At 51.1% G+C, this 12,570-nt stretch carries 15 protein-coding genes; all 15 read right to left on the bottom strand.

Annotated features, from left to right (window positions below; all coding sequences use genetic code 11):
• Positions 1 to 543: an ATP synthase F1 subunit delta gene (atpH, locus tag BLQ59_RS06285; RefSeq protein ID WP_074572043.1), complete on the bottom strand. Its 543-nt coding sequence runs from the start codon at positions 541 to 543 to the stop codon at positions 1 to 3.
• Positions 537 to 1,040 carry a F0F1 ATP synthase subunit B gene (gene atpF, locus BLQ59_RS06290; protein WP_074572044.1) on the bottom strand — a complete coding sequence of 168 codons (504 nt, stop codon included), beginning with the start codon at positions 1,038 to 1,040 and terminating at the stop codon, positions 537 to 539. The genes atpH and atpF overlap by 7 nt, the downstream gene beginning before the upstream one ends.
• Before the next feature lie 39 nt (positions 1,041 to 1,079).
• Positions 1,080 to 1,331 (bottom strand): F0F1 ATP synthase subunit C, encoded by a 252-nt coding sequence (gene atpE, locus BLQ59_RS06295; RefSeq protein ID WP_014423513.1) that lies wholly within the window; start codon positions 1,329 to 1,331, stop codon positions 1,080 to 1,082.
• A 48-nt stretch (positions 1,332 to 1,379) separates the two neighbouring features.
• On the bottom strand, positions 1,380 to 2,054 hold the full coding sequence (gene atpB, locus BLQ59_RS06300) for a F0F1 ATP synthase subunit A (RefSeq protein ID WP_073088950.1): 675 nt from the start codon (positions 2,052 to 2,054) through the stop codon (positions 1,380 to 1,382).
• Positions 2,055 to 2,088: 34 nt separating this feature from the next.
• Positions 2,089 to 2,436: a hypothetical protein gene (locus BLQ59_RS06305; protein WP_256324620.1), complete on the bottom strand. Its 348-nt coding sequence runs from the start codon at positions 2,434 to 2,436 to the stop codon at positions 2,089 to 2,091.
• A gap of 412 nt (positions 2,437 to 2,848) precedes the next feature.
• Positions 2,849 to 3,310 (bottom strand): Hsp20/alpha crystallin family protein, encoded by a 462-nt coding sequence (locus tag BLQ59_RS06315; protein WP_074572047.1) that lies wholly within the window; start codon positions 3,308 to 3,310, stop codon positions 2,849 to 2,851.
• Between the two features lie 181 nt (positions 3,311 to 3,491).
• The gene (locus BLQ59_RS06320) at positions 3,492 to 5,792 is read right to left on the bottom strand and encodes an ATP-binding protein (RefSeq protein WP_074572048.1); all 2,301 of its coding nucleotides are present in this window, start codon (positions 5,790 to 5,792) and stop codon (positions 3,492 to 3,494) included.
• A gap of 124 nt (positions 5,793 to 5,916) precedes the next feature.
• Entirely contained in the window at positions 5,917 to 6,909 is a 993-nt protein-coding gene (locus BLQ59_RS06325; RefSeq protein WP_074572049.1) for an asparaginase, read from the bottom strand.
• Between the two features lie 86 nt (positions 6,910 to 6,995).
• Positions 6,996 to 7,682, bottom strand: a complete 687-nt coding sequence (locus BLQ59_RS06330; RefSeq protein WP_074572050.1) for a CsgG/HfaB family protein — start codon at positions 7,680 to 7,682, stop codon at positions 6,996 to 6,998.
• Positions 7,683 to 7,694: 12 nt separating this feature from the next.
• Entirely contained in the window at positions 7,695 to 8,552 is an 858-nt protein-coding gene (locus tag BLQ59_RS06335; protein WP_074572051.1) for a hypothetical protein, read from the bottom strand.
• A gap of 18 nt (positions 8,553 to 8,570) precedes the next feature.
• On the bottom strand, positions 8,571 to 9,362 hold the full coding sequence (locus tag BLQ59_RS06340; RefSeq protein WP_074572052.1) for a hypothetical protein: 792 nt from the start codon (positions 9,360 to 9,362) through the stop codon (positions 8,571 to 8,573).
• Positions 9,349 to 10,083 carry a hypothetical protein gene (locus BLQ59_RS06345; RefSeq protein ID WP_218122872.1) on the bottom strand — a complete coding sequence of 245 codons (735 nt, stop codon included), beginning with the start codon at positions 10,081 to 10,083 and terminating at the stop codon, positions 9,349 to 9,351. Before BLQ59_RS06345 ends, BLQ59_RS06340 begins: the two co-directional genes overlap by 14 nt.
• A 77-nt stretch (positions 10,084 to 10,160) precedes the next feature.
• Positions 10,161 to 10,832: a CsgG/HfaB family protein gene (locus tag BLQ59_RS06350; RefSeq protein WP_081342476.1), complete on the bottom strand. Its 672-nt coding sequence runs from the start codon at positions 10,830 to 10,832 to the stop codon at positions 10,161 to 10,163.
• A gap of 250 nt (positions 10,833 to 11,082) precedes the next feature.
• Positions 11,083 to 12,099, bottom strand: coding sequence for a hypothetical protein (locus BLQ59_RS06355; RefSeq protein ID WP_074572054.1), 1,017 nt, complete (start codon positions 12,097 to 12,099; stop codon positions 11,083 to 11,085).
• A 55-nt stretch (positions 12,100 to 12,154) separates the two neighbouring features.
• Positions 12,155 to 12,541 carry a nitrous oxide-stimulated promoter family protein gene (locus BLQ59_RS06360; protein WP_074572055.1) on the bottom strand — a complete coding sequence of 129 codons (387 nt, stop codon included), beginning with the start codon at positions 12,539 to 12,541 and terminating at the stop codon, positions 12,155 to 12,157.
• Between the last annotated feature and the right edge of the window lie 29 nt (positions 12,542 to 12,570).

Here is a 12,570-nt window from a genome sequence, read left to right on the forward strand (position 1 = left end):
TCACTTGCTCGTCAGTAATTCTTTTTGCAGCGCCTGGAGGCGTCCGGCCACACTGCCGTCGATACGGCGGTCGCCGATCTTGACTACCACGCCGCCCAAAAGGGCCGGATTCTCGTGGAGTCTGAGTTCCACCTTTTTCCCGGTAACCTGCTGCAGTTTCTGAGCGATCTTTTCCTGCTGTGCCTTGGTTGCGGGCTGAGCCGTCGTCACATCGGCAATCACGATGCCGCGGGCGGCATTGGCCATTTCCCGATACTGTTCGGCAATCACGGGCAGCAAGGCAAAGCGGCGTTTATCCACCAAAAGGAACAGGAAATTGTAGATGTTCGGAGAAAGCTCCCCTTCATACATCTTCCTCACCAGTTCTTTTTTCGCCTTGCGCTCCACCTGCGGATTGGCAAAGAAAGCCTTGGCTTCCGGAACAGCTTCGAGGTCGTTCTTGACTTCGAGCAGCTCCTCGCCATATTTTTCCAATTTGCCTTCTTCTTCAGCCAGTTCAAAGATCGCACGGGAATATTTATGTGCAAGCTGTAAGTTTAGCATGGCAGATCACCAATCTTATCCTTGTCCAGCTTATCCACAAATTCCGTGATAAGCGCTTCGTTGTCAGCTGCATCCAGATTCTTGGCAATGATCTTGCCAGCAGCTGCCATGGAAAGTGCCACCATTTCGGTGCGCAGTTTCTCAACAGCCTTAGCACGGTCACGCTCGATATCTGCCTGAGCGGATTTCTTCATCTGCTCAATATCAGCTTTCACCTTCTGCTCCTCTGCCTCACGGAACTCAGCAGCACGCTTCTCCGCATTCTTCTGAATCTCTTCAGCTTTCTTGGTAGCGGCAGCAAGTTTTGCCTTGTATTCGGCCAGCAGCTTGTCTGCCTCTGCCGCATCGGCATCGGCTTTATCAAGGCTTTCCTGAATCTTATCCTGACGGGCTTTGAGCATATTCACTACGGGCTTATACGCAAATGCACGGAGCAGAACAACCAGGATCAGGAAGTTGATGATCTGTGCAAAAAACGTCCCATTTAATTCGATCAATTCCTATGCCCCCTTTTTTATCAACTACATCAAAAATGATTATTTGATGAGCGGGTTAGCATAGAGCATGATGAGGGCAACAACCGTTGCAATGATAGCCATGGACTCGATCAGACCAACGGAGATCAGGGTGTTGGTGAAGAGCGTGCTCTTGGCTTCCGGCTGGCGGGTGATACCTTCGATGAAGCGGCTCGTTACAAGACCATCACCGATACCAGCGCCGATTGCGGCAAGACCCATCGTAATACCTGCGCCAACCAGAGCAGCGGCTACCATAATTGCGTTTTCCATGAAAAAATCCTCCTTAATACCTTTAACTTCAAAATTCCCAGTTTGGTTTTAGCCTTCCTCTTCGCTCTTCACTGCATTGGCCAGATATGCCATGGACAGCATGGTGAAGATGAAAGCCTGTACTCCGCCGATGAAGATACTGAACGCCAGCCAGATTACTGACGGGATCGGCATCCAAATTGGCATGAGCTGCAGCAGGATGATGATAAGGATTTCACCTGCCAGGATGTTGCCGAATAGACGGAAGGCCAGCGTAATGGGCTTGGCGACTTCCTCTATGGCGTTGATGATCACAAAGACCGGCGTGGGCTGGAAGAAATGAGCGATGTAATGACCGCCCTTCATATAAAGCCCCAGTCCGTGTACCATCACGATGACCAAGAGTGCAAGGCCTAAAGTGGTGTTCAAGTCATTTGTCGGGGATGCCATCTTTGGGATAAGCCCCAGCCAGTTGGAAACCAGCAGGAACATAAAGAGCGACACGACAAAGGGCGCCAGGAAGCGTCCGTTCTTGCCCATGGTCGCATCAATCTGTTCATGCAGCCAGACCACGATTGCTTCCACCACATTCTGCCAGCCGGTTGGTACCAGTTGCAGATTGCGGGTTGCCAATACTGCGATCAGCAGTACGATAGCCATCGTAATCCAAGTCATGACCAGAGTTTCCCAATTGAAGGTAAAGCCGGCAAACTGCACTACTTCGCGAACACCGATTTCATGCATATACCTCAACCTCCTCCCAGGAATTCCTGAGTTACTATTTGGCGCTATTCATGCGGATCATAAGAACCATAGCCCAGGCATAACAGAGGACGAAGCCCAGCGCTGTCATGCTGAACACCTGCGTAGAAATCTGGACTGCTGCGAACAGGACGATAAATAATACCAGTAGTCGCAAAACCAGCCCCCAAAGCATCTGCCGCTTCGCATTGCCAGCTGATAGCTGCGCGGCTCTCCACAGCCGCATGGACATGTTTCCTAAAAATACCAGGCCCGTAATGAAGCCAATGATAAGCGCCCCGATAAGCTCTGCCGTGCCATTTGCCACGAGCATGCTGCCTATCGCAAGGGTAATTACCCCCAACCCCATTATAAACCTTTTCATGAATATCGACAAAACTTCTTTCATATTCCTCCCTCGGCAAAAAAATTGCCTTTCAGTTGAATAATGAATATTAGGCTATTGCCCATCTTATACAATTCAACATAAAGATAAAAAACCCTTTTTTTAAAAAGAATTTTTATAAGTTTTTTTGCATTTTTTTCCATTGCCATAAAGGAATATTTATGGGATTTTTTTATGGAATTATTGATATTTATATTACGATAAATCAATTTTCCAACTTTGTCCCATTTGGTCGCAATGACTATTATAGGCAAATTATTGTTAAAAGGCAAGAAATAATTAAAAATATGATTAAATTTATTTATTCTAATAATTTATATTTATTATTGCATAAAAAACCACAAAAAAACCTTCCCCTAAAGGGGAAGGTTAAGAAGAAAAGCTTATTCTTTTACCGGATATTGATTGTTGTCGAATGCTGTACTTCTGCGGCCTTCGGCATCTTTACCATCAATACGCCATCCTTGAATTCTGCATCGATCCTGCTTTCATCGATATTGTCGATGTAGAAGGAACGGCTGACCGAACCCATGCGGCGCTCCCGGCGGATGTAATTGCCCTTATCATCCTTGTCGCCGGACTCACTCTGCTGCTGGGCGGAAATGGTCAGATAACCATTCTGATAACTCAGGTTCACATCCTCTTTCTTCATGCCCGGCAGGTCTGCGGTGAGTTCATAATGATCGCCATTATCCTTGACATCCACCCGCATACCGCCGCCGGCACTGAAATCCGACATCGTGGGGAAGAAATCATCATGGAAGAACGGCTCATTGAACACATCCCAGATACTACGCGGAGCATTACCTGCTGCCAAATCCTTGCGACCGCCAAATGGAACCAGACCAAACATAATCAGCAACCCCTTTCTCATATATACCGGCCAAGGGAGCTTGCTGTGCCTCTCTTGACTATTTGTAACATTTCCAACCAGGTGGCTTTCGCATTGCCTCTTTCCTGATTACAAGTATATAATAACACAAATAGTCAAAAAGTCAATAGGTCAAAAAGAAAAGTTTTTTAAGGAAGGCTTTTTATTCCACGAGCATTTGAATCCTTTCCCAATTCTCTTCCTTCGCTGCGGCCTGTAACTCCAGCAGCACAGTGGCCTTCGCTTCCGGCAGGGTATAGCCTTCCAGGGTTTCCAGCATATAGTCCAGGCTGTCTTTGTCCTTTGCTTCGGCAATCTCACGCAGGGCTTCGATGGTTTCCAGCAGTTCCTCATCGCTGATGGGCGGCTTGTCTTCCTTTTCCGCCACAGGAACAGCCTTTTCACTCTTGACCGGCACCCAGTTCAGCACCCGCTGGTTGATCGTAAAGGAACATTCCGTCCCCTTGCCCAGTTCCGATTTCATCTGCAATTCACTGCCAAAGAGTTTCAGCAGCCTTTGGGTGACATTGAGCCCCAGTCCTGTTTCATTGAGCATATTGAGCGGCCTGTCCTCATCCAGGGAAAGCATTTTCCGGACAGACGCCAAATCATCTTCGGTAATGCCTACACCAGTATCCTTGACCTTCAGCTGGAGCTTCACATCTGCAGGACCAATCTTCACCATCGTGAATGCCAGCTGGATCGTGCCTGCCACGGTATATTTCACGGAATTGCTCAGGATATTCAGGAGTATCTGCCGCAGGCGCAATTCATCGCCATAGAGTACACTGGGCATATCCGCAGGCATGTCCACCACGAAATCGAGTCCCTTGGCCTCGATTTCCTCCATCAGCTCATTTTTCAGATGGCGGATAAGGTCAGTGACCTTGTATTCCCCCTCATTGATGGCAAAATCCCCAGCTTCCATCTGCAAATAGTCAAAGATACGATGGATGATGCCATAGACCTTTTCGCCGGCGATATAGCATTCTTTGGCATATCCTTGAATCTTTTCCTCCGTAGCCTCCTTGCGGATTTTCCGCTCCAGCGCAATCACATCGCGCAGTGGCTGAGCAATATCCCGGCTGACACTGGCCAGAAATTTATATTTGGCAATGCTGTTTTCCTCATTCTTTCTGGCAAACTCTGCCAGTTCCCGGTTGCTCTCGGCCAGTTCCCGGGTGATAGCATCCAGGAAGGCCGCCATGCGCGTGGAGAGCAGCATCTTGGTGTTCTCCGGTTCCTCTGCCGGCTCGTCGAAGATATTGAGCGCGGATTTGTTGCGCCCTTCCCGGAAGCCTACAGCCACAAGCGCGCAATTGAGCAGTCCGCCATGCCCCTGATAGCAGTATATTTCACCGGTACCGCTGGAGCAGAACAGCTGATTGGCAATGCGCTGATAATAGCGGATCTCTTCGCTTTCCTTCATCTGCAAGAACAGGCTGCGGGTGCCGCAGGCACTGATATACATACCTTCCGGGGCAAACTGGCTCATCTTCTCGCTGGCCAGCTCTGTTTCATGCAGAAAGTCCTCACGCTCTCCATAGGTCAGACGTACGCGCTCGCCTATTTTCACGTCCCCATTGAAGAAAATACGCCCCTCTTCATCAAATCCCGGCGGCACACGGGCGATCAGGCATTCATCCCGATCAATGGTCAGCGGGAACTCGGCGATATTATAGACGAAATTCTCGTCAGGTTTCACCTTCAGATAGTGGCGATAGATATCCACGGCTGGCATATTATCCAACTTGCTGATCACGTTAGGCCCCATGGTTTCCGTAATGACCATTTCCTTGCCAATCGGCTTCCATCCCAGCACATAATCGGCCCGCACACTGAGATTTTCCCCGCAGAACACGGCCACAACCACGCCCTGCTCCACGATCTCACTGCCCAGCAGGAAATACTTCTGTTCACCGCGATGCAGCAGAGCACTGCCGGCAATAGATACTTCCTCGCCAAGATGTTTGACCGAGCCCGTCATGCTGCCAAAGACCACCACATTTTCATTGCCGCAGACAAAAGCATCCAAAAAACGGCCAAAGTCCGCATCCATCGTGCCCAGCACCAAAGCCGCCCGCACATCCTGCATGGCTGCAACCTTCTGCCCCAGCTCCAGGCCTGACTTCCCATAATCATCCAGCATGCCATTTTTCTCCATCAACCGGATCTTGGCATTCTGGAAGAAGCTGCAGTTGATCCGCATATAGCCGCCAGGATCGCCGAAAAACAGGGTTTCCGTCATGCCCACGACCACAGCCCGGGGCAGGAAGGAACGAATCCTTTCCCGCACTCTCACCGCTTCATCCATGGGCATCTTATAGAACGACAGCTGCATGAAAATCGCATTGGCCTGCTTGCTGGCCGGCCTCATCGAAAGAGTCTGCAGCACCTTGTCCAATTTATCCCAGAATCCCTGATCGCCCGCACTCCAATTGAGCGTGTAATCATACTGAATCATCGCCCACCCTCCTTATGGCAAAAAATCCCTTACGGGGAAACGCAAGGGATTCTACATCATAACGACCATTATTTGTTTGTACTATTCGCCACGGAGAAAAAATTTTCCTTTATATAAGCGGGAATTACGCAAGAAATTTCCGCAGGACCGCGGCATCCTTCCCACAGGCCAGCACCACCTGCAATAAGAGCCGTGCCTTGCGGGGATTCAGCAAACCGCTGGCGATAAAACCTGCCTGCTCGTAAGAAGCCTCCGCTTTCGTCACCATACCGGCTGCACTGCTGCTGGCGCGGATGACGATAAGGCCAGCCTGAACGGCAGCCGCCAGTTCCTTTTCTACTCGTTCAGGGATACTGCCATTGCCCATACCAGCATAGACAATCCCTTTAGCTCCCTGTTCCATCACCATGCGCACCAAACGTCCATCATCATCACTATGTCCATAGAGAACGGGCACATAGGGCAAACTATCCCGCTTGGTCAATTGTTCGCTGACGCTCAGGGCATTGGACAGATGACAGCTGTCCGGACTATGATAGAACACCACCTGTCCGTCATTTACCGCGCCGAGTGCCCCACCGTTGGGCGACTGGAAGGTTTCCACTGCCATGGTAGAGAGTTTCGTCACCAGCCGGGCACTATGGATCTCATTGTTGAGCACCACGAGCACGCCCCGGTCGCGGGCACTGTCACTGGCAGCCACCCGCACAGTATCCAACAGGTTCAGCGGCCCATCGGCGCTCAGTGCCGTCGCCGGGCGCATGGCACCGGTAAGCACGACAGGCTTGTCCGCAAAATGCACCAGATTCAGCAGATAGGCACTTTCCTCCAATGTATCCGTACCATGGGTGATGACAACGCCATCCACGCTGCTATCCAAAAGCAGTTCCCTCACCCTGGCCACCAGTTTCAGCTGCAAACCTGCCGTGATGTCCTTGCTGTCAATGGCCGCCAGCTGCTCACCGGTGACTTCGGCGACCTGCTGTATCTGCGGCACAGCAGCCAGAAGGTCTGCCACGCCTACTGCCCCGGCCTGATAGCCGGTCGTCGCGGCACTGTCTCCGGCACTGCCCGCAATGGTTCCGCCCATCGCCAGTATATGAATTCTTTTCTGCATAAAAAAGCCCCCTGTCCTTCGCACATTGCTTCTAAGCAACATTATACGAAGAACAGAGGCTTTTCTCAACCGTTCCTGTCTATATCTTATTTTGCCATGGGCTGATGCTTGATGGCCAGCTTATCCAAAAGCTTGTCCATCGCACCTGTCAGTCCGTCTTCCACAGCATTGGTGAGCAGTCCCGTGGGAGTCGTTTCGTTCTTGAAATCAACCCCGCCAAAAATACTTGCCTGCGGCAGGCCACGCAGTATGCTCAGGACCGAACCGCTATTGCTTTCCGATGAGCCATCCGCTGTGACCATACTGACCACGCTTCCGGTCTTCACATCGATCAGGTGCAGGGATATCTTGGCTACCGCTTTCGTGGTTTCCCTATCAAAGATTGGATTGTTTTCATCGCTGTAATTGATGCCCATACCTACGATATTGCCACAAATCACATAATCAGCGTGCTGCAGTTTGCCAATCTTCAACGCGTCACTGTCCGCTATACTGCCAGATAATGCCAGCCCCTGCTCCTGCAGGATCTTCCCCCTGTCAGCAACCTCTGTGATATTCAGGCTGGTACTACGCGACAGATAAAACGCCGCGCTCTGGGTGGCCAGATCCGTCAGATTCTCCCTGATTTCACGATTGCTGCCATCTTCGCCCATATACCCGATTCCCACGATGCTGACAGATGCATCCGCGGGAATCCGTGGAAAAGCCAGCGTAACCTGTGTCGCCAGCATAAGCATACAGCAGGCCAGCAGCAAGATACGATACGATCTCATCCTGACACTCCCTTACAAGAACAGTTTGTGTTCATCCAGATCCTTAACCATGCCCTTCACGACTTCCTGTGCTGCCTTGTCCAGGGCCTTCACATAATCCGTTTCATTCAAAGCTGCACTGTTTTTGGAATAGAGAGGCACATTGAGATTCTTTGTCTTCTTCACGCGTACCTGGCTGCGCTGATTCCAGACCACCTCGCCGTCAGCCGCACGAATCACGCGCATATCGACGATGACACCAAAGCCTGTATCCACCTTATTGGCATTTCGCAGCAAACCACCGCCAATGCTGCCAAACAAGCCAAGTCCCGGTATATTCTGCAATACGGTAGCCGCAAGCGACGTGCCACTCTTGAAGTCCGTATCTTCCCAGGTACCCTTGCCCAGATTTACGATCGTACCATGAATCAGATATTCCGCGTTGCTTTCCTTGCCAATACGGGAAGTCACAGCTGAAGCTACGATCTGTCCCTTGTCCGCCGTAGACAGCGTATTGGCCATCTCATCCTTGAAGGCCTGTCCTTCAAAGACCGCACTGAGGTCACCGGACTCAATGGCCCGTTTTGCATCCACGAATTCCTGACGACGCTCATTGTAGAGCATTTCTTCCATATCCTTGCCAATTGGCTTCTGCGTCTGCAGCTTGAAACGGCCGCTGTCCATCAATTTTTCCATGACCAGTTCTGCGAAGCGTTCATCCGATTCCAGTCCCTTGTAACGGGTATCATCGGAGAATTTCATGACCACGCAGTTGGGGCTTTGGCTTGCCGTTGCAGCAGGCTCAGCGGCCGCAGCTTCCGTATCCGTGCCGGGAAATATCAGGGCAGCCCCCAAAGCCATGACTGCCGCACATTTTAACATGTTCTTCATCCTAAGTCCTCTCATTCCTTACTTCTGCAGACTCTTAGCCTTCAAACCAGCAGGCATGCTCAGTTTGCTGCTGTCCGGCGTACCGGAAAAATCCATGATTTTCAGGATGCACTTGCGTCCCACCAGCTGACCTGCCCCATTGCGGCTGTAAGAAGCAGACGCAATGCGCACGAGCTTCGTGCCATCAAAGTAATAGCGCACAGCTTCCAAACCAGCCGCACTGCTGGCCTTATAATCCTCATAGCTCTGGCCATTCGGCAGATTGCCGGCCCCCACATAGTTATAAACCGGCTGGCCTGCAGGAATACGGTCTTTAGGCAGCATCACGCCCAAAAGCCGGGAAACATCACTGGTGCCGAAGGACTCGCCATAGAGCAGTTCCTTTTCCGGCTGGAACTCGCTGGCCACCACTGTGGCTTTGCCATCGAAAGATTTCCAGGTTTCCTTGCCCTTCTTGACTTCACGCTTGAAGTCATAGACATCGCTGCCCTTTTTCAGCTGGCATTTGCTGTAATCGCCATAATTGGTCTCCACATAACGGTCTTCTCCCTGCATGACCACCATGCCCTTGTAGCCCTTATGGGTATAGAGGGGCGGAGTAGACATCCGGCCAAAGGTGGCGGAAAGGTTGCTGCTGTCCCGATTGTGTTCCCGCTCAGCCGGGGTAATATTCTCATAGCTGATGGTACAATTCCGCTGAGCCAGCATGTTGCGGTAGGCATCCAGCTTACCGGCAGATGCCATATTAAAAGGCAGGCACAGGGTAAATGCTCCCAGTACAGCCGCTGCCATCCATTTATTTCTGCGCATTCAATGCACCTCCCATAGTACCTTCCTCTACCGGATTATCCAGCAGATCGTTGATATCGCCCAATTCCGCCTTGTACACCTTGACATCATTCAGCTTGGAGATGGCGCCCTCGTCCACGCCAGCCTTGAACTCCATGATATCCAGAGTAGACAGGAGCTGCTGTTTGCCCTTGTAGAGCAGATACTTCTGGGCCTTCACCAGCTTGCCGTCCTTGTAAAGCAGGTTGTAAGCCAACTGGCCGGATACGCCGCCAGCCTGATTGCGAATATCACAGATGTACTGGTCGCAATCGTATTCATCGCTGCCCACCTGACGCTTGGAACTACCGCTGAACGCCGGCGCTCCCAGGCTCTGGGGATGGCTGGTCCACTTATCCTGCCAAGCGAGAACCGCTAATTCCTCCGGCAGTGCCAGACGATCTTTCTTCTCCGTCCACTTCTCATCCGGAGAAAGCTTATCGCTGCCAAGCATATTTAGTGGCAGGACCTTAGCCTTCGTAACTTTTTCGATATAAAACTGATAGATTTTATCGTTGGTTCCCAGCACTTTGGGATACCATAAATTTTCCTGCAGGATTGCCGTCATCCGCTTACCTGCATCACCGGTAATACGGACCTTTTCCGTTTTTCCTTCATATCCATATGACAGGACAAAATCCTGCTGCAGCATGTTCTGATATTCAGCGGCTGCAGGCTGCTGAGCTGAAACTGTTCCCATCATCAGTCCACAGGCAAAAACACCTGCAACTATTTTCTTCCAATTCATCGTTTTCTCCAATCTATCCGAAATACGGCTTCTCACTTGCTCTTGCCATCCAGCTGGGACAAGATCCCCTCCTTGCCATGAATGGCTTCCTTGACAGCCTTCTCTATCGCATTCTCACACTGCTCATCGCTGACATTGACGGAACCCAGCATGAAAATGTTTCCCTTTGCAGCTACAGCTCCGGCAGAGCTGTCTGACTTCCCCTTGCCTCGTCCATAAAGAACGATTCGACCGGTTTCCACATCGACAACCCTGATGAGTACAGTTGCGGCAACCTTGTTCTTATGAAGGCCAGCAGCGCTATCGATTCTTCCGCTGTGCATAATGGCGCCGCTGCTCTTGGCTGTCAGACTGGCCACACTGCCCAGCACCAGATAATCTGCGCCGGAAAGCCTGCCTATTTCTGCTGCCGTAGCACGATCCACCATGCCCGTCATATTCAGGCTGTGTTCATCCATAAGCTTTTGCAAAGCTTCCCGCTCAATGCATTCAAACCGCATCGTTCGGTTCAGTTCAAAAGCCAGATTATCCGTGGCACTACCTGCATAATCGCCAAAATCATGCCAGTTTTCTGCCGCCTTGTTCTGCAATGGCAAAACCGCGACTCGAGGATAATCATCAATTCCCTTGACTTTTGCCAGCGCCATACTCGGTATCATCACCAGGACCAGCACCAGCAAGAGCAGCCATTTCCCTCTGTTCAAAAGCCTTTTCCTCCTTCAATCTGTCCATACCTTACACGATCAGGCACCTTTTTGCAGAGAATCAGCGGTGCCGGGAAAAATGCCTGTTATCCGCTGCACTTTTCCAAGGACTATTTTCCCTCTCATTCGATATCTTGTCAATGATTTTTTCATATTTCTTTAATATTTTCCTAAGGTATCCTTAATGTGTTCTTAAGATAGCCTTAAGAACAAAAGAGAGGCCTGATTACCAGGCCTCTCCCAGACGGCATCAATGCAGGGACAGCTTCAATTCACTGTTACTGATTGCCAATATATAGATATTTAGTCCTACTTCTTTTAACATTCTCGCCAACACATGCGGCTTCTGCACGGATTCCACATCGATGATGGCAGTTCCCCCATCCATGCTCCGCAGGATAACCTTCTGCACACCGGCCATATTACCCATCTTCTGCGTCAGTTCCTCCACCTTTTCCAGGCTGTCGGCCTTTACGGTCAACGTTATGCCCTGATGGATCTTCATGGCCGTTTTCTTGAACTTAGCTTCCAATTCTTTGGCCGCCTGAGCTGCGGCCTCCTTGCGAGCACGATTCCCTGCCAGTGCGGCACTGTTGTCAATCCCCCGGCCTGTGGTCTGGAAAGTGGCTACGATACTGCCCGTAGCATAATCCACCACACGTACGGTAAGTTCTGCGGCTGCGGATTGCAGCGGCGTCGTATTATAACCACCCTGCCCATCCGGAACCTTTATCGCATAGGCATGAACCTCACTGGTGCCCAGTACCCGGTAATCCACCGGACGACTGTCAGACACCACATGATTGAAGCCCACTACCAGCAACTGTTCGTTCAGCGCCTGTTCCGTCAACAGATCATGGCTGCTGCCATTTCCCAGCTCTTTATCCAGGATCTCCACATGAATGCGGGGATCATTGAGCAGGGCCACCGTATTCAGGCGGCTGAGCAGCTTGGAATCCGCACTGGTATCCACATCTACCTGCGCCCGGATATGCCATACCTGCCCTTCCTGCCCGCTGGACATAACTTCCATACCAGTTACAAAGCCCTGCGCCTGCGCATAGATCTCATCGAGCTGCGTAACATAGTTCTCCACCAGCGTCTTCGAGGCAATATAAGTTCCTGCCACCTGTTCCACAGCCTGCCGGGCTGCGTCCCGACGAGCTGCATTCTCATCCACACCATATCCATCCACTGTCACCGTCTGTGCTGCTGCCGTCTGCACCAGCATCAGCCATACAGCCAAAAGGACAAGCAATCTTTTCATCAACAATTCCTCCAACATAAGGTATTGATTCTCTGCCCGTCCATCATAGCACAAGTCATTTATGCGGGGCAACCGCTTTTCTGCCGGCCAGCGCTTCTTTTTTTCGCAGCCCATGGCGGGTGCGCCACTCTATCAGCATATGCCGCAGAGCCATCAGGGGATGATGCAGGAGCATCCGCGGCCCGCCATAACGCATCATCTCCCGGATCTTTGCCCCTTCCGCCTTGCCATAGCAATGAATAGGACAAACACTGCAAAAACTCTTGATATCCATCCGGGGACATTTCGCCAGCTTCCCCAACGCATAGTCAGCCATCGCCCGGCATTCCGGACAGAGGTCCTCCCCTGCCGCCCGCAGATGCTTGTGCCCCCGGCAATAAATCCTGATGATTTCTCCTACCGTCAACAATTCCTCCTGCCGCCGCTTATCCACATCAACCATTGTCAAAATCCCCCGCTTCTCATGATTTT

Origin of the sequence: Pseudoselenomonas ruminantium, from assembly GCF_900104055.1 — a bacterium.
Taxonomy (GTDB): domain Bacteria; phylum Bacillota; class Negativicutes; order Selenomonadales; family Selenomonadaceae; genus Selenomonas_A; species Selenomonas_A ruminantium_C.

What these genes read in the sequence shown, in the direction of transcription:
- BLQ59_RS06330 (WP_074572050.1), bottom strand. Translation starts at nt 7,682, where the DNA reads ATGAGATCGTATCGTATCTTGCTGCTGGCCTGCTGTATGCTTATGCTG.
- atpE (WP_014423513.1), bottom strand. Translation starts at nt 1,331, where the DNA reads ATGGAAAACGCAATTATGGTAGCCGCTGCTCTGGTTGGCGCAGGTATT.
- atpH (WP_074572043.1), bottom strand. Translation starts at nt 543, where the DNA reads ATGCTAAACTTACAGCTTGCACATAAATATTCCCGTGCGATCTTTGAA.
- BLQ59_RS06305 (WP_256324620.1), bottom strand. Translation starts at nt 2,436, where the DNA reads ATGAAAAGGTTTATAATGGGGTTGGGGGTAATTACCCTTGCGATAGGC.
- BLQ59_RS06355 (WP_074572054.1), bottom strand. Translation starts at nt 12,099, where the DNA reads ATGAAAAGATTGCTTGTCCTTTTGGCTGTATGGCTGATGCTGGTGCAG.
- BLQ59_RS06345 (WP_218122872.1), bottom strand. Translation starts at nt 10,083, where the DNA reads ATGATGGGAACAGTTTCAGCTCAGCAGCCTGCAGCCGCTGAATATCAG.
- BLQ59_RS06340 (WP_074572052.1), bottom strand. Translation starts at nt 9,362, where the DNA reads ATGCGCAGAAATAAATGGATGGCAGCGGCTGTACTGGGAGCATTTACC.
- BLQ59_RS06320 (WP_074572048.1), bottom strand. Translation starts at nt 5,792, where the DNA reads ATGATTCAGTATGATTACACGCTCAATTGGAGTGCGGGCGATCAGGGA.
- BLQ59_RS06325 (WP_074572049.1), bottom strand. Translation starts at nt 6,909, where the DNA reads ATGCAGAAAAGAATTCATATACTGGCGATGGGCGGAACCATTGCGGGC.
- BLQ59_RS06315 (WP_074572047.1), bottom strand. Translation starts at nt 3,310, where the DNA reads ATGTTTGGTCTGGTTCCATTTGGCGGTCGCAAGGATTTGGCAGCAGGT.
- BLQ59_RS06335 (WP_074572051.1), bottom strand. Translation starts at nt 8,552, where the DNA reads ATGAAGAACATGTTAAAATGTGCGGCAGTCATGGCTTTGGGGGCTGCC.
- BLQ59_RS06360 (WP_074572055.1), bottom strand. Translation starts at nt 12,541, where the DNA reads ATGGTTGATGTGGATAAGCGGCGGCAGGAGGAATTGTTGACGGTAGGA.
- atpB (WP_073088950.1), bottom strand. Translation starts at nt 2,054, where the DNA reads ATGCATGAAATCGGTGTTCGCGAAGTAGTGCAGTTTGCCGGCTTTACC.